Source organism: Acidobacteriota bacterium (genome assembly GCA_039030395.1).
GTDB lineage: Bacteria > Acidobacteriota > Thermoanaerobaculia > Multivoradales > JBCCEF01 > JBCCEF01.
Genome location: JBCCEF010000002.1, coordinates 290,487 through 304,796 on the forward strand (window position 1 = coordinate 290,487; position 14,310 = coordinate 304,796).

At 67.0% G+C, this 14,310-nt stretch carries 16 protein-coding genes; 4 read left to right on the forward strand and 12 right to left on the reverse strand.

Going from position 1 to position 14,310, the window contains the following annotated elements; genetic code table 11:
- Positions 1-112 precede the first annotated feature (112 nt).
- Complete coding sequence (locus tag AAF481_03545) at positions 113-622, forward strand: ferritin (protein MEM7480228.1); 510 nt, start codon at positions 113-115, stop codon at positions 620-622.
- Here the strand turns inward: AAF481_03545 and AAF481_03550 are convergent.
- The 8 genes from AAF481_03550 to tsaB all read right to left on the reverse strand — a co-directional run bounded on the left by AAF481_03550 (position 619) and on the right by tsaB (position 6,240).
- Positions 619-2,274, reverse strand: a complete 1,656-nt coding sequence (locus AAF481_03550; GenBank protein ID MEM7480229.1) for a hypothetical protein — start codon at positions 2,272-2,274, stop codon at positions 619-621. The genes AAF481_03545 and AAF481_03550 overlap by 4 nt on opposite strands.
- 37 nt (positions 2,275-2,311) lie before the next feature.
- Complete coding sequence (locus AAF481_03555) at positions 2,312-2,617, reverse strand: Lrp/AsnC ligand binding domain-containing protein (GenBank protein ID MEM7480230.1); 306 nt, start codon at positions 2,615-2,617, stop codon at positions 2,312-2,314.
- Positions 2,614-3,567: an Asd/ArgC dimerization domain-containing protein gene (locus AAF481_03560; GenBank protein ID MEM7480231.1), complete on the reverse strand. Its 954-nt coding sequence runs from the start codon at positions 3,565-3,567 to the stop codon at positions 2,614-2,616. The genes AAF481_03555 and AAF481_03560 overlap by 4 nt, the downstream gene beginning before the upstream one ends.
- Positions 3,568-3,583: 16 nt before the next feature.
- Positions 3,584-4,360: a CDP-diacylglycerol--serine O-phosphatidyltransferase gene (gene pssA, locus AAF481_03565; protein MEM7480232.1), complete on the reverse strand. Its 777-nt coding sequence runs from the start codon at positions 4,358-4,360 to the stop codon at positions 3,584-3,586.
- A 20-nt stretch (positions 4,361-4,380) separates the two neighbouring features.
- The gene (locus tag AAF481_03570; protein MEM7480233.1) at positions 4,381-4,614 is read right to left on the reverse strand and encodes a DUF465 domain-containing protein; all 234 of its coding nucleotides are present in this window, start codon (positions 4,612-4,614) and stop codon (positions 4,381-4,383) included.
- A gap of 116 nt (positions 4,615-4,730) precedes the next feature.
- Positions 4,731-4,874 carry a hypothetical protein gene (locus AAF481_03575; protein MEM7480234.1) on the reverse strand — a complete coding sequence of 48 codons (144 nt, stop codon included), beginning with the start codon at positions 4,872-4,874 and terminating at the stop codon, positions 4,731-4,733.
- 110 nt (positions 4,875-4,984) lie between these two features.
- On the reverse strand, positions 4,985-5,500 hold the full coding sequence (gene rimI / locus AAF481_03580) for a ribosomal protein S18-alanine N-acetyltransferase (GenBank protein ID MEM7480235.1): 516 nt from the start codon (positions 5,498-5,500) through the stop codon (positions 4,985-4,987).
- Positions 5,497-6,240, reverse strand: coding sequence for a tRNA (adenosine(37)-N6)-threonylcarbamoyltransferase complex dimerization subunit type 1 TsaB (tsaB, locus tag AAF481_03585; protein MEM7480236.1), 744 nt, complete (start codon positions 6,238-6,240; stop codon positions 5,497-5,499). The genes rimI and tsaB overlap by 4 nt, the downstream gene beginning before the upstream one ends.
- Positions 6,241-6,359: 119 nt before the next feature.
- On the opposite strand from tsaB, the gene mutS reads away from it, so the two are divergent.
- Both mutS and AAF481_03595 read left to right on the forward strand, forming a co-directional pair.
- Positions 6,360-8,987, forward strand: a complete 2,628-nt coding sequence (gene mutS / locus AAF481_03590) for a DNA mismatch repair protein MutS (protein MEM7480237.1) — start codon at positions 6,360-6,362, stop codon at positions 8,985-8,987.
- Positions 8,984-10,003 (forward strand): glycoside hydrolase family 3 N-terminal domain-containing protein, encoded by a 1,020-nt coding sequence (locus AAF481_03595; protein ID MEM7480238.1) that lies wholly within the window; start codon positions 8,984-8,986, stop codon positions 10,001-10,003. The genes mutS and AAF481_03595 overlap by 4 nt, the downstream gene beginning before the upstream one ends.
- Positions 10,004-10,031: 28 nt before the next feature.
- Here AAF481_03595 and AAF481_03600 read toward each other — a convergent pair whose 3' ends face one another.
- Both AAF481_03600 and AAF481_03605 read right to left on the reverse strand, forming a co-directional pair.
- Positions 10,032-11,180: an ATP-binding protein gene (locus tag AAF481_03600; protein MEM7480239.1), complete on the reverse strand. Its 1,149-nt coding sequence runs from the start codon at positions 11,178-11,180 to the stop codon at positions 10,032-10,034.
- Positions 11,181-11,346: 166 nt separating this feature from the next.
- A complete protein-coding gene (locus AAF481_03605; GenBank protein MEM7480240.1) occupies positions 11,347-11,811 on the reverse strand; it encodes a single-stranded DNA-binding protein in 465 nt (154 codons plus the stop codon).
- Positions 11,812-11,948: 137 nt separating this feature from the next.
- On the opposite strand from AAF481_03605, the gene dtd reads away from it, so the two are divergent.
- On the forward strand, positions 11,949-12,395 hold the full coding sequence (dtd, locus tag AAF481_03610; protein ID MEM7480241.1) for a D-aminoacyl-tRNA deacylase: 447 nt from the start codon (positions 11,949-11,951) through the stop codon (positions 12,393-12,395).
- A 98-nt stretch (positions 12,396-12,493) separates the two neighbouring features.
- Here the strand turns inward: dtd and AAF481_03615 are convergent, their stop codons facing one another.
- A complete protein-coding gene (locus AAF481_03615) occupies positions 12,494-12,760 on the reverse strand; it encodes an HU family DNA-binding protein (protein MEM7480242.1) in 267 nt (88 codons plus the stop codon).
- 56 nt (positions 12,761-12,816) lie between these two features.
- The gene (locus tag AAF481_03620; GenBank protein MEM7480243.1) at positions 12,817-14,187 is read right to left on the reverse strand and encodes a hypothetical protein; all 1,371 of its coding nucleotides are present in this window, start codon (positions 14,185-14,187) and stop codon (positions 12,817-12,819) included.
- Between the last annotated feature and the right edge of the window lie 123 nt (positions 14,188-14,310).

Below are 14,310 nucleotides of genomic sequence, written 5' to 3' on the forward strand. Positions count from 1 at the left end.
CTGTCGGCGGGGCGGCCGACGGGCACCAGTATAGAACACCGAGACGGCCCGAAAGCTTCCCTCGCCGAGCCTTCTCACCTCCGATGAATTCGATCCCTCGAAGGAGATTTCCATGCTCGCCAGCGAATCCCTGATCGATGCCCTCAACGCCCAGGTCGGTCGCGAAATGGGGGCTTCCATGCAGTACATCTGCATTGCCACGTACTTCGATGACCAGGCGCTGCCGCAGCTCGCCGCCTTCTTCTACCGCCAGTCCGAGGAGGAGCGGGAACACGCCATGCGCTTCGTGAAGTTCCTGGTCGATGTCGGCGGCCAGGTCCGGATCCCACAGATCCCGGCCTCCTCCAGCGCATTCGACAGCGCCGAAACGGCCGTCCGCAAAAGCCTCGACTGGGAAGAAGAAGTCACCCGCCAGATCTACGAACTGGTGGAGATCGCCGAGCAGGACAAGAACTACATTGCCCAGCGCTTCCTCGACTGGTTCGTCAATGAGCAGCTCGAAGAGGTGTCGGTGATGGGGGATTTGCTGCAGGTGGTCCGCCGGGCCGGCGCCGACGGCCTGCTTCACGTCGAGGACTACCTGGCGCGCAATCCTCTGGTCACCGAAGGCGAGGAAGATTAGTCGTCTTTTCCTTCCGGCGACGCCGGCCGCCGAAAGGGTGATTTCGGACGCATCCAGAAACCGTCGACGAGGCGGAATCCACGCGCTCGCATCACCCGCTTCAGGCGCTCCGGCTGCATGCCCCAGGCCTGGAGAAATGCGTCCGGCCGACGCTCGAGGAAAACATACCGATAGTCGCCCTTGACGTGGCCCGGGCGGTAGGCCCGGTAGCCTGCCCGGCGCAGGGCCTCGGCGGGCTCCAGCCGGGCGATGTGGCGGTCCGAATAGCCGAGCATGTCCACCATTCGGTAGTCCGAGAAGTAGGCCGGGATGCCGGCCCAGAAGGTCGCCACGCGGGCCGGAGGCGCGAGGTGCGATTCGAGCTGCCGGAGGCGCCGATAGACGATCTCGTGGCCGGTCACCATCAGCGGTTTGTCGGTCAGGGTGACGGCCGCCCAGTTTTCTTTCAGCACCTCGGCGGACCGGTTCGGCAAGAGGCCATTCGCCGAGGCGAGGATCGCCACTGCCAGCAGGGCCTCGGCGGTCCAGAGCCTCCTGCGCCGGGAAGGGCAGCGGCGGATCCAACCGGCGAAGACCTCACCCACCACGCTGCTCGCGAGGAGGAACAGCAGCGGCATGGTGAAGACCATGAAGCGATTGCAGTGCACCCCGGCGGTCACTTCCCAGGCGTCGCCTCCGACCCATACGGAGTAGGCGCTGTAGAGGAGGACGATCAGGGCAGGCAGCAGCCAGTGGCGCTGGCGGCGCAATCGGGGCACGATCGCCAGGGCGAACAACAGCAGGAAGTACAGGTGCTCTCGGGCGAAGGCGAGCAGGCTCCAGCCGCCGCGCGGCAGGCGGATGTCGAGGGGGATACCGGTCAACTTGAGGTCGTAGGTGTTGGGTAGCGGAGCATCGAACACCGCCAGCCGGAAGACCTGGTAGCCCAGAGCGGCAGCGACGGGCAGGACCGCGGCGACGGCAACCGCGCGCCATCGGTGCTCGGAGCGGCTCCGGCCGGTGAGCGCCAGCCAGCCGAGGCAGGCCCCGGCGAGGAGGGCCATGTCCATGCGGGTGAGGTATGCGAGAGCGAGGATCGCGCCGAGACGCCAGCCGCCGCGGCCCGCGGCCGAGGTGCCTTCCCGGATGACGAGCGTCCAGTAGACCGCGGCGGTGGTCCATAGTGCTTGAAGCGCCGTCTCCATGCCCATCAGCGACCAGTAGGCAAGGGGGTAGTAGCCGGCGGTCAGCAGCAGCGCCGGGAACCACACCAGCACCGGCGGCACACCCTCCGAAAAGAAACGAACCGCCAGCCGGCGGAGCAGCGCCAGGTGGGCCGCGAGCAGCAGCAAGACGAGTGCCTGGATGCCGAGGGAGCGTCTCTCGAGGGGCACCGGCAAGGCGTTCACCAGCGCCATCACCGCCGTCCACAGGGGAGTGGTGAAGCCCTCCACCGGTTCGCCCTCCCGCGCCCAGTTCAGGCCATGGCCCTCGACGGCGTTGCGGGCGTAGGTCATCGAGATCATCGCGTCGTCGAACAACGCGTACACCCGCTCGCCCTCCACCTCAAAGGACGATCGGTGGATGAAGGCAGATCCCCACAACAGCAGGGCGCCGAGCAGACCAAAGAACAGCCAGTCGGCCGTGTTAGTGGAGGGCGAAGGGGTGGTCATCGCCGAGGGGGTGGCCGGTCGAGAGGGCCGGGAGGGATCAGCAGGGGGGAGCGTCGTCTTCGATCGGCTTCGAGGCCATGGCGAACATCCGTTCGAGGTCGTGCTTCGAGATCACCCGGAATCCGGTGAGGGTCTCCGAGTGGGTGATGCCGTCCAGCGAACGGATGTGGGTCGTCACCAATTCCGCCAGGTGGTTGTTGTCCGGCACCCTCAGGATGGCGATCAGGTCCCAGCGGCCGGCGACGGAATGCACCTCGCCGACGCCGTCGAGGTCGGCCATCTGCCGCGCGACGTCATTGACCCGGTCGCGGGCGACGTTGAGCAGTACGAAGGCGGTGATCACGACACGCTCTCGGTGCCGGCCAGAACGTCGAGGATGCGCAGGGCGTTGGAGGCGCCGCCGCGGGTGAGGTTGTCCATCACCGCCCAGATCGACAGTGTCCGATGGTCGAGGCCGGGGTCGACCGGGCCGATCAGCACCAGGTCGCTCTGCGCCGCGTCGATCGGACCTAGGGTCTCGGGATCCTCGTGCATCACGCACCATGGGTGAGCGGCGAGAGCCTCCCGGGCTTCGTCGGGGTGGATGTCCTGCCGGAAGCGCAGGGTCAGAGCGGCCGAGATGCCGTGAAACACCGAACCCTGGAGGCGCCGGAACTCGACCTTTGAGCCGACCACCGCGGCCACCTGCGACACCAACCCGTCGGCCGGCTGGTGCGACGGGTAGAGGTTGAAGGCGAGCTGCCGACCGAAAATCTCGGACGGCTGCTGATCCACCAGCGCCACCAGGTTGCGCGCCTGGGCGTAAAGCTCGTCGAGGCCCGCCTTGTTGTAGAAGGAGGCCGGTTCGATCAGCGTCGCCACGGCCTGCTCGATCCCGAAGTCTCGCAGCGGATGGAGCAGATGACTGAGCAATACCCCGGACGGATGAGGGGTGAGTAGGGTCTCGCCGTGGCCCATCTCCAGCTCGTTGACTCCGGCGACGACGGCGGTGGCTTCGAAGCCATGGGCGTTGCCGAAGAGCAGTCGGGTGGCCGACGCCGGCAGCCGCGCGAAGAGCTCTTCGTTGCCTTCCATGGAGCCGCAAAAGACGGCGATGTCCGCCCCGTTGAGGGATTCCGGATCCGCCTGTTTCACCATCGCCGCGGCGCCGTCGATGCTGGTCAGGGTGCCGATCTGTTCTTCCAAGCGGCTGACGAGCACGAGATCCTGCCACAGGTCGGGTCGCCGGCCGAGTTGGTCCCGCAGCTCCTCGCCGATCAGGGAGACGGGGTCGATCAGCGCGATGGTGGTCATGGAAAGGCTTGGTGCGTCAGTCGGAAGCGGGTTCTTTGAGTTCAGGAGCCCCAACGGGACGGGGGCGGAAACGTCCCACCAGCCATCCGAGGGGTCCCGCGAGGGTATAGGAAATCGCCGCCGCGAGGAAGAAGGCATAGGGCTCGATGGCGGCCACCAGAATCACCGCCGCCAGCGGCAGTACCGTCCGATAGCTGCGGCCCTTGCGCAGATCGACCCGTTTGAAGCTGGGGTAGCGGAAGGTAGAGACCATCAGGCTGCCCACCAGCACCAGGCCGATGGCATGCACTAGGCTCAGGTAGGGGCGCCATTCCGGCTGCGGCGCGAGGAAAAGCACCGAGCAGAGGGTGCCGGCGGCGGCGGGCACCGGCAGGCCGACGAAGAACCGGCTGTCTACCACTTTGGTCTGGACGTTGAAGCGCGCCAGGCGGGTGGCGGCGCAGACGACGAAGAACAGCGGAATCAGCCAGCCGGCACGGCCGAAATCGCGTAGCCCCCAGAAGTAGACGAGGAGCGCCGGGGCAACCCCGAAGGTCAGCACATCGGCCAGGGAGTCGTATTCCTTGCCGAACTCGCTGTCCGTCCCGGTCAGACGGGCGATGCGTCCGTCGAGGGTGTCGAGGATGCCCGCGGCGAAGATCATCAGCGCCGCTTTACGAAACTCCTCCGGGGCTCCGCCGGTCACCCCGCGAAATCCTAGGATCATGGCGTAGAAGCCGAGCATCATATTGCCGATGGTGAAGGCGCTCGGCAACAGGTACATGCCGATCTTGTGTCGGCGCGGGGAGTTCATGGCCGCGGTGGCTCAAGCGCTCAAGCCGTGGCGGCGACGGTGGCCGGCTGATGCGCGCGAAGGATCTCGTACATGCGGTCCTTCAGGGCGAGTTTGTGTAGTTTGATCTGCTTGATCTCCGTTTCCATGGCGAGGGAGAGGCTCGCATTCTGCTGCAGCACTTCCAGGCGCTCCTCGCACTGACGGTGTTCCTCGTACAGATTGCGGAAGTCGAGGTCTGTCTCCAGCAATTCCGCTTTCAACTCGTCATCCATCGATGGCTTCCTCCTCTAGGTCCAATAGGTATATGAATTTTCGCGCCACCGGTGAAGCGGTGAGCGAGACGGCTACGACAGAGCAATGAAACAGCGAAGCGCGAACCACCGCGCGGTCACGAATGGCAAACTCCCACCCCGGTGCGCTGCGGTGCCGCGGCGAGGGAAGGTAGGTGAGCCTGGGAGGGAGGCCGGTAGACCTTGCCCGCAAGGCAAGTCCACAGGCGGAGGGCGGTGCCCTGGGATGTCTCGGTCAGCATCCCTGGATCGACATTATTTTCATCATCGTGAGGATCGTGAGGATAGCACCGGAGGGCGGTGGCGGCAACCGGCTCCAGAGGGCTGCGCGGGGCTGCAGCCGGCTCGGCGATCAGGAAACGGGCGCGCCCGACTGGGGATCCCCCTCGGCCATGGGCGGCGCCAAACGATGGGCGAAGAGCAGCGCCGTCGCGCCGTCCGGGTAGTAGCCGGTGCGCTGGCCGACGGAGCGGAACCCGTGGCGCCGGTAGAGCCCGATGGCCGCCGGATTGTCTTCCCGCACCTCCAGATGGCAAAGCCTGGCGCCGAGCTTGCGCAGCCGCCGCAGCCCCTCCCGCAGCAGCTCATCGGCAATGCCTCGGCTGCGGTGCTCGGGTAGCACGCCGATGCGCAGAAGCTCCCCTTCGTCGGCGGCGGTGCGCAGCAGCGCATAGCCGACCGCGTCGGGAACCTGATGCGCCACCAGAGACAGCGAGCCGGGACAGGTGAGCTGGCCGGCGAGAACCGATTCGGACCACGGATTGGGGAAGCAGGCGGCCTCCAGCTCGGCCAGCACGGAGCCGTGGCGCACCTCGGCGGGAACGATGCGCAGCCGGGCCGGGGAAGTCTGGTAGAGCGGCGCGGTCATTGTCGGCGATTCCCGGTCGCGGCGCCCTTGTGGGTCCGTTGGTCGAGCAGGCGCTTCGGCGGTCCCGGCGGGGTGGCCGCCGGCGGACGGAAGTAGAGTGGCTGGGTCAGGCCGCCGGGATCCCAGGGGCGCGGGTGGTGGGCGAAGTGGCGGAGAGCGTCGGCGGCGAGGGTTTCGGGCTCTTGGAGAGCGTCGGCGGCAAAGCCCACTGCGGCGAGACGGCCCACCCCGAAGCCTCGCAGGATGGGTTCCGCGCCGGAGGTTTGCCGTGTCTCGGTCACCCGCCGGAGCAGCGCTTCCTGGGAGATGCGCTCGGCCTCCTCACCGAGGGGGTTTCCGGCGGGAAACTCCCGCACCGCCCAGTCGCCGCGCAGCACGTCCACCAGCGCGAACACGGTAGCCCGGTCCGCTGCGTATTCTCTCCTTGCTCCTTCGGCGAGGGCGTGGAAGGTCGGCAAGGTGGCGACCGCCAGGCCGCGGCCCTGGTAGAGGCCCATCGCCGTCGCCATCCCCACCCGCAGGCCGGTGAAGCTGCCCGGTCCGGAGAGGGCGATGAGCCCGGTCAGGTCGTCCAGCCCGAGGTTTGCCTCGCGCAGGCATTCCTCGATCATCGGCAATAGCCGCAGGGACGACTGCCGAAGCCCTTCGCGGCGCCGGGCGAGAATCTTCGCGCCGGTGCCGAGGGCCACGCTCACCGTCGGCGAGGCGGTGTCGAGCACCAAGAGGAGGGCGTCGTCCATTCTTCCCGCGGTGGGTAGGGGGCGCTGGCGGTGCTGCGAATCAGGAAGGTCTGTCATGGATCGAGAACGGCCTGCGCCGACGCGAGTTCGGGCCGGCGTCGCGAGTATACTTTGCCGCCATGTCGAAGAATGCCCAGCGCAAGCTGACGCCCATGCTGCGTCACTACCTGGAGGTCAAGGCCGAGCACCCGGACGCTATCCTGGTGTACCGCATGGGCGACTTCTACGAGATTTTCTTCGAGGACGCGGAGCGCGCCGCGCCGATCCTCGAAGTGCAGCTCACCGCCCGCCAAAAGGGCACTCCTTCGGAAACACCGATGTGCGGCGTTCCCCACCACGCCCTCGAGTCCTACATCGGCAAGCTGCTGGAAGCCGGACTGCGGGTGGCTGTGTGCGATCAGGTGGAGGACCCGAAGGAAGCCAAAGGACTGGTCAAGCGAGAGGTCACCCGGGTGGTTACCCCCGGCACTGTCAGCGAGCCGGCGCTGCTCGAAGGCAAGGAAGACAACCTGCTGGCGGCCCTCACTTGGGACGATTCGAGCGACAGTGGTGCAGCGGCCTACCTCGACGTGTCGACGGGCCGCTTCTACGCCCGGCGCTGGAGCGGCCCGGACGACGCCCGGGAAGATCTGGAGCTGGTGCGGCCGCGGGAGATCCTCTTCGACGAGGAAGAGATCCCGAACGAACTGCTGCGCTGGGCCGAGGCGCGAGTGCCCTGCCGCACCCCCCTGGATGGCGACCGTTGGTTTGACCGCGGCAAGGCGTCGCAGCTTCTGATCGATCACTTCGACGTGGCGACCCTGCGGGGCTTCGGTTTGGAGGACGGCGAACCGGCGGCCCGCGCCGCCGCCGCGGCGCTGGCCTACGGCCGAGAGACCCAGCGCAGCGACCTCTCCCACGTGCGATCTCTTGCGGTACGACGCGGTCGCGACCGCGCTATTCTCGACGCCACCACCGTCGCCAATCTGGAGATCTTTCGCAGTTTGCGGGAAGGCGGCCGAAAGGGCACCCTGTTGAGTGTCCTAGACCGTTCCGTCACCGCTCCCGGCGGCCGCACTCTGCGCGATTGGTTGCGCCGGCCGCTGCGCGATCGGCAAGCTATCGCCCGGCGCCATCGGGCGGTGCGGGCGCTGATCGAAGATCCCGCCCTGCGCGAACGGGCGCGGGAGGCACTCGCCTCGGTGAGCGATCCCGAGCGGCTGCTGGCCCGCGCCGTCCTCGGCTCCTTGACGCCACGCGAGGCGGCGGCCCTGCGCGACAGCCTACGGGTGGCGCCGGGGCTTTTGTCGGCCCTCGCCGATGCCGACAGCGATCTGCTGGTGGAACTGTCGCAGGCGGATCCCTGCGGTGAGCTGGCTGAACGCCTGGAAAGGAGCCTAGAGGAGGAGCCGGCCATCTCGCTCAAGGACGGCGGGGTGATCGCCTCCGGCCTCGATGAAGAACTCGATCAGGTGCGCTCCCTGGCCCGCGACAGCAAGCAACACATCCTGGCGCTGGAAGCCCGCGAACGCGAGGCGACGGGCATCAACTCCCTCAAGATCCGTTACAACCGGGTGTTCGGCTATTACCTGGAGGTGACCAAGGCGAATCAGGACCTGGTGCCGGACCACTACATCCGCAAGCAAACCCTGGCCAATGCCGAGCGCTACATCACCCCGGAGGTCAAAGAGCTGGAGGAGCAGATCCTCTCCGCCGAGGAACGCCAGGTGGCGATCGAGGAGAAGCACTTCAGCGCCCTGCGCCAGGCGGTGGTGGAGGCCGGCGCGCCACTCACCGCCCTCGCCGGTGCCCTCGGCACCCTCGACACCTTGGCGGCCTTCGCCGAGGGCGCCGAGCGCCACGGCTATGTCGAACCGACGATGGCCGTGGCCGGCGAACCGATCGCCGTGCGCGACGGGCGACACCCGGTAGTCGAGCGCACGAGTCACGAAGACTTCGTGCCGAACGACGTCGATCTGGACGCGGACGAAGCGCGCATCGTGCTGCTGACCGGCCCGAACATGGGCGGCAAGTCCACCTACCTGCGGCAGGTGGCGCTCATCTCCCTGATGGCCCAGGCGGGCAGTTTCGTACCGGCGGCGGAGGCTTCCCTGGCGGTGGTGGACCGCATCTTCACCCGCGTCGGAGCGAGCGACGACCTCGCCCGGGGCGAGTCGACCTTCATGGTGGAAATGATCGAGACGGCGAACATCCTGCGCCACGCGACCTCCGAGAGCCTGGTGATCCTCGACGAGGTCGGGCGCGGCACGGCCACCTTCGACGGCCTGTCCCTCGCCTGGGCGATCGTCGAGTACCTGCACGAGGTGGAGCGCCCGAAGACCCTCTTCGCCACCCACTACCATGAGCTCACCGAGCTGGCCTCGCTGCTGCCGGGGGTGGTCAACCGCACTCTGGCGGTCAAGGAATGGGGGGATCGCATCGTCTTCCTGCGGCGCGTGATCGCCGGCAGCGCCGACAAAAGCTATGGCCTGCACGTCGCCCGTCTAGCGGGTCTGCCGGACTCGGTGGTGGAGCGAGCCGGCGAGGTGCTGGCGAATCTCGAGTCACACGAGTACGACCCCTCCGGCACCCCGCGCCTGGCCCGCGGCACCCTGCCCGAAGGCGCCGAGCCGACGGATCAGATGGAACTCTTCGTGCCGCCGGAACAGGTCATCGCCGGGGTGCTGCGCGACACCGACATCGACCAGCTCACGCCGCTGGCGGCCCTCAATCTGCTGCACAGCTTGAAGACCCGGGTGAGCGGATGAGCGGCCGGCGATGGCCCGGCGGCGAACTTCTGGTGTTGGGGTTGAGCGGCCCGCGCCTGACGATGGAGGAAGGCGAAATCCTGCGCGAGGTCCAACCCTTCGGCCTCATCCTCTTCGGCCGCAATCTGGTGGACATCGAGCAAACCCTGGCGCTCACCGCCGAGCTGAAGGACCTGCTGCCGGAGGTCGTTCTGTCCATCGACGCCGAAGGCGGGCGGGTGGATCGCCTGGCGTCCCTCGTCGGACCGGCGCCGGCCGCCTCGCGATTGGCCGAGGAGCCGCCGCGGCGCTCCGAGCAGGCCGGCCGCTGGGTGGGGGCGGCGCTGGCGCACTTCGGTATCGGCCTCGACTTCGCGCCGGTGGTGGACCTGGATCACGGCCAGACGGCGAATGCCCTCGACGACCGCTACTTTGGCTCCACGCCGCGCGCGGTCATCGCCCGCGCCGGAGCTTTTCTGCGGGGATTGCGCTCCTCCGGAGTCGAGGGCTGCTTGAAGCACTTTCCGGGCCTCGGAATGGCCTCCGCCGACACCCACTTCGAGGGTGCCTCCATCGAGGGTGGAGAAGGGGAGCGCGACTTCGCCCCCTTCCTGGCTCTGGCAGACACCGGGGCCCCGGTGATGGTCGCCCACGCCGCCTACCCCGGCCTCGACCCCTCGGGCCTCCCGGCCACCTTGTCGAAGGCCATCTGCACGGATCTCCTGCGGGATCGCATGGGCTACAACGGCGTCGCCCTCAGCGACGACCTCGAGATGAAGGCCCTCGACCGCTGGGGCGACCTGCCGTCCCTGGCTGTCCAGACGGTAGAGGCTGGCTGTGACGGAATTCTGCTATGCAGTAGGACCGAGGAAGCGCCGTCACTGGCGGCGGCGCTGAGTGCGCCCCGCCTGGCAGATCGGCGTCAGCAAGCGGCGAGCCGGCTAGAAACTCTCCGGCAGCAGGTGACCGCCTTGTCGCCGTGCCGGCGCTGGTCGCTGGAGACGGTGCGTCAGCGGCTGCGACCTGCGGCGGGTTGAGCGGCGCAAGAACCTTCGGCCGCTCGCGCTACTCGAAGATAGGCTCCCCCCGGCCCAGAGTCTCTAGCGGCACCACCTCGGTTTCTTCGCTCAGGGGATAGCGCTTCGCTCCCGGATAGAGCACGGCGATTCGGGACAGGCCGAGGTCTTCGTGGGCGGTACGAAGGGATCGAGTCATGCGCGGTGCACCGGCTCGTTTGCACTCCACCCCCAGCAACTGGTCGCCTCGCTGCAGCACCAGATCGATTTCCGCTCCCTGATGAGTTGCCCAGAAGTAGGCGTTGCCGTGCGGCTCGCTCAGCAAGACCTGTTCGATGACGAAACCGTCCCACGAAGCTCCGACTTTGGGATGGGTGAGTAGCTCCTTGGCCGAGTTGATGCCCAGGAGTTGATGCAGCAGGCCACTGTCGCGTATGTAGATCTTGGGTGCCTTCACCTGTCGTTTGCTCAGATTCGCATGCCAGGGTTGGAGCTGGCGAATCATGAAGGCATCGGTCAGGAGGTCGAGGTGGCGGCGGACCGTCGGTGGGCTCACTCCCATGGCACGCGCCGGTTCGGCGGCATTCCAGGTCTGGCCGTGGTAGTGCGCCAACATGGTCCAGAAGCGGCGGAGGGCCACGGCGGGCACGCTGACGCCCCATTGCGGTATGTCGCGCTCCAGAAGAGTGCGGATGAAGCTTCGTCGCCAGGCGAGACTCGCATCATCACTGGCAGCGAGAAAGGAGAGTGGAAATCCACCGCGAAGCCACAGCCGGTCCTCTGCGTCGTTGGCGACTTCCGCGAGGGTGAAGCCGCCGATCTCGATCTGCTCCATTCGCCCGGCGAGGCTTTCTGCGGTCTGCCGGAGAAGGTTGCCGGAGGCGCTGCCGAGAATCAAGAAGCGCGCCGGGAGATCCTGACGGTCCGCCAGGGCACGGAGAACCGGGAAGAGGTCCGGACGGCGCTGCACTTCGTCGATGACGACCAAGCCGCTCAACCGCCGCATAGCCGTCATGGGCTCTGCCAGACGCGCCAGGCTGGCTGGGTCTTCCAGATCGAAGTAGTTGACCGAATCTGCGCTGAGTAGCTCTCGGGCCAGGGTCGTCTTGCCGCTCTGACGCGGCCCCACCAGGAGCACGATCCGGCTGCGCTTTAATGCCTCGGATAGGGAGCGAAGTAGCTCCGATCGTTGAATCACCTGGTGAATTGACCATGAAAATCGAACATCATGTGTTCGATTTTCATGGTCATCGTGCCCTGATCGGTCTAACTCGGAGGAACCAGCAGAGAAGTTCGAAAGCGGGCGCAGCCGGTTGGCTGCGCCTTGCGGTCGTCGCAGGGCGGTCCCGAGAGAAGAGCGGCCGCTAGAACGGAATGTCGTCGTCGTCCATCTCCGGGGCGTCGCCGCCCCCGCCGCCGTAGGAGCCGCCCCCTCCGCCCCCACCGCCACCGTACGATCCACCGCCCCCTCCGCCGTAGCCGCCGCCCCCGCCGCTGTCGCCGCGCTGGCCGAGCATCTGGAAGTTGTCGCACACGATCTCGGTGCGATACTTCTTTTCGCCGGTTTGCTTGTCGTCCCAGGAGCGGGTCTGCAGGCGGCCTTCGACGTAGATCTGCTTACCCTTTTGCAGGTAGCGGCCGGCGATCTCCGCCTGTTTGCCCCAGCACACGATGTTGTGCCACTCGGTCTGCTCCTGACGGTTGCCGTCGCGGTCGTTCCATCGCCGGTTGGTGGCCAGGCTGAAAGTGGCGACGGACTGCCCCGAGGGGGTTTGGCGGACTTCCGGATCGCGCCCGAGGTTGCCGACGAGGATGACTTTGTTGACCATGGTTCCTACTCCTTCTGAGGGACGGTTCTCGCACCGCCCGGTGGGCAGATGGGCCGGCTGCGATGTGCTTGAATTGGCCGGCAACGTATCACAAGGACGACGCTCTGGAGCGTGCGTCATTTAGGGAGACGCAGAACATGCGAATCGTCTTGCAAAGGGTGCTTTCCGCTTCCGTCGAGGTCGATGGGGAGACGGTGGGAGCGATCGATCGCGGGATGCTCTTGCTGGTCGGTATTGCCCGCGGCGACGGGCCGGAACAGGTCGCCGCCGCGGCCTCCAAGATTGCCGGTTTGCGCATCTTCGAGGATGAGCGGAGTCGCATGAACCTCGCCGCGGAGGCAGTGGGTGGTGCTTTTCTGGTGGTGTCGCAGTTCACTCTCACCGGCTCCCTGGCCCGCGGCCGCCGGCCGTCCTTCGACGGCGCGGCGGCTCCCGCCGTCGCCGAGCCTCTGGTGGAGCGGCTGGTGGAAGATCTACGGAATCGAGGTTTCGTCGTCGAAACGGGCCGCTTCGGCGCCTCGATGAAGGTCGCCTTGGTCAACGACGGTCCGGTGACCTTCGTGCTGGACATCAACCCTGAGTGAACGGTCGATAGAAAGTCGCCGAGCCTGAGGTGGCTCGGTGGCGGGCTGGGCGTCCTGCTCTTCGCCGAGGATGGGGTGGTTCGAAGAGCTTTGCCTTGCTAGAGGTTCTTGAGTTCTTTGCCGGGCTTGAATCGCACCGTCTTGCCCGGGGTGATCTCCACTTCGATGCCGGTCTTGGGATTTCGGCCGACGCCCTTCTTTCGGTCCCGCACCTGAAACACGCCGAAGCCGCGCAGCTCGATGCGCTTGCCGTGGCTGAGGGCGTTCTTCATAGAGGCGATGATGGTATCCACCGCTTGGGCCGCTTTGACCCTCGGTACGTCCGTCGCATCGGCGACGCGGTTGACGATGTCGGCTTTGATCATCAGCGCTCCAGGAACGGGCGCGAGTGTAGCACGGCCCAGGGTTCGTTCAACACGGTCTAGTGGTGGAGTTGGGTCTGCTTTTTCAACATGATACAGCGTTCCAACCCAACTCCGGCAGCGTTTGCCAGGCGTTGAAAAACGCCCGCATCGAGGTTCTCCAGGGGACCGTTTCGCAGGTCGCCGTAGAGCACCGCCGCCAGGCGATCTCGCACCGGAATGGGGACGATGACGCAAGCCCGCGGCAGGGCACCGTCCCAGCATTCGACCAGGGCGCGGTGGCTCGGCATGGGAGGGAGCGGACCGGCGTGGTAGGCGATGCCTTCACCGAGGGCTTTGAACAATGAAGGTTGGCTAGTCGGCAAAGAGAAGCTCTCGAAGCGGCGTTCCCTCAGCCCCTTGCCGCCCGCCGTCCAGGCCTTGAACGCACCGCGGGGGGCGCCCAGCAGGGCCACCCGGTCGAGGTGCTGCACCAGGTACCGCACGATCAGGTCACCGATCAGGTCGCGATCGGCGGCGGCCCGCAAGGCGGCCTCGGTGGATTCGAGCTCATGGACCGGCTCGGTGGGCACGGGCGGAGCGACCGCCTCGGGCTCCGGCAGGTCGGCGCGGGTCGCTTCGCCCACCGCAGGCTCGAGCAGTACCGGCTCGTCGCCCGAAAGCTCCGGGTCGTCCAAAGAAGGCAACGAAACCTCTCCGATGGAAGCCTCGGAGGCGGCATCGGTGCGGCTCTCCAGCACTTCGAGGTCCGCGGCGAGGTTGGATTCGAGGCCCTCTCCATGGCCCGTCGCCAGCCCGCCGGGCAGGTCCGGCGGAGCCAGTTCCGGCAGGGTTGGGAACAGTTCGTCGACCCCATCGGCCCAGTGAGCGGCGGTCATCGCGCCCTCGTCCGGCAGTTCGTGATCGGCCAGGGCGAGGCCTGAATGCTGAACGTCGTCGCCTTGGTTCCACAGGTAGCGGGAGCGATTGAGCCGGTCGAGAAGGCGCGATAGACGCTCCGGACATTCGGCCCGGTAGTAGCGGTCCAGGGCCTCGGCGATGCGCGCCTCGGTGGCGACGAAAGGTTCCACTCGGCGGCCGGTGGCGAAGGCGATTTCGTCCTGGCCGGCGAGATCCGTCGGGTCGAGCATGGCGACCTCGATGCGGTCTCCGTGGCGGCGGAAGGGAATGGCCCGCAAACGCCGGCTGACCCCCTCCGGCACCAGCCGCAGGGTGTCTTCGGAAATGGTGCGGAGCTGGTCCGGATCGACGGACGGTACGGCGAGCTGGGTCGACAGGGCTTCGAGCAGCCGGCCTTCGTCGATCGCCGCGGCCTCGAGCAGACAGGTTCCCAACCGGCCGCCGAGAGTGCGCTGGGCGCTCAGGGCGCGCCCCAGCTCAGACGACTCCACCCAGCCGCGTTCGACCAGCACCTCGCCCAGTCGTTTCATGCGCGATGGGTCATGCTGGGGAAGTCCTCAACGAGGGCCGCTGCGGGAGTTCGAGCAGGCACGGGCGAAGGGCGTATCGAATGGAGTAAATCTTTGGCACGGTTCCGTTTAGGGGTTACGGAA

Bases quoted from the DNA above. Each gene is read 5' to 3' on its own strand.
- AAF481_03545 (MEM7480228.1), top strand. From the start codon at position 113: ATGCTCGCCAGCGAATCCCTGATCGATGCCCTCAACGCCCAGGTCGGT.
- AAF481_03550 (MEM7480229.1), bottom strand. From the start codon at position 2,274: ATGACCACCCCTTCGCCCTCCACTAACACGGCCGACTGGCTGTTCTTT.
- AAF481_03560 (MEM7480231.1), bottom strand. From the start codon at position 3,567: ATGACCACCATCGCGCTGATCGACCCCGTCTCCCTGATCGGCGAGGAG.
- pssA (MEM7480232.1), bottom strand. From the start codon at position 4,360: ATGAACTCCCCGCGCCGACACAAGATCGGCATGTACCTGTTGCCGAGC.
- AAF481_03570 (MEM7480233.1), bottom strand. From the start codon at position 4,614: ATGGATGACGAGTTGAAAGCGGAATTGCTGGAGACAGACCTCGACTTC.
- AAF481_03575 (MEM7480234.1), bottom strand. From the start codon at position 4,874: ATGCTGACCGAGACATCCCAGGGCACCGCCCTCCGCCTGTGGACTTGC.
- rimI (MEM7480235.1), bottom strand. From the start codon at position 5,500: ATGACCGCGCCGCTCTACCAGACTTCCCCGGCCCGGCTGCGCATCGTT.
- tsaB (MEM7480236.1), bottom strand. From the start codon at position 6,240: ATGGACGACGCCCTCCTCTTGGTGCTCGACACCGCCTCGCCGACGGTG.
- mutS (MEM7480237.1), top strand. From the start codon at position 6,360: ATGTCGAAGAATGCCCAGCGCAAGCTGACGCCCATGCTGCGTCACTAC.
- AAF481_03595 (MEM7480238.1), top strand. From the start codon at position 8,984: ATGAGCGGCCGGCGATGGCCCGGCGGCGAACTTCTGGTGTTGGGGTTG.
- AAF481_03605 (MEM7480240.1), bottom strand. From the start codon at position 11,811: ATGGTCAACAAAGTCATCCTCGTCGGCAACCTCGGGCGCGATCCGGAA.
- dtd (MEM7480241.1), top strand. From the start codon at position 11,949: ATGCGAATCGTCTTGCAAAGGGTGCTTTCCGCTTCCGTCGAGGTCGAT.
- AAF481_03615 (MEM7480242.1), bottom strand. From the start codon at position 12,760: ATGATCAAAGCCGACATCGTCAACCGCGTCGCCGATGCGACGGACGTA.
- AAF481_03620 (MEM7480243.1), bottom strand. From the start codon at position 14,187: ATGAAACGACTGGGCGAGGTGCTGGTCGAACGCGGCTGGGTGGAGTCG.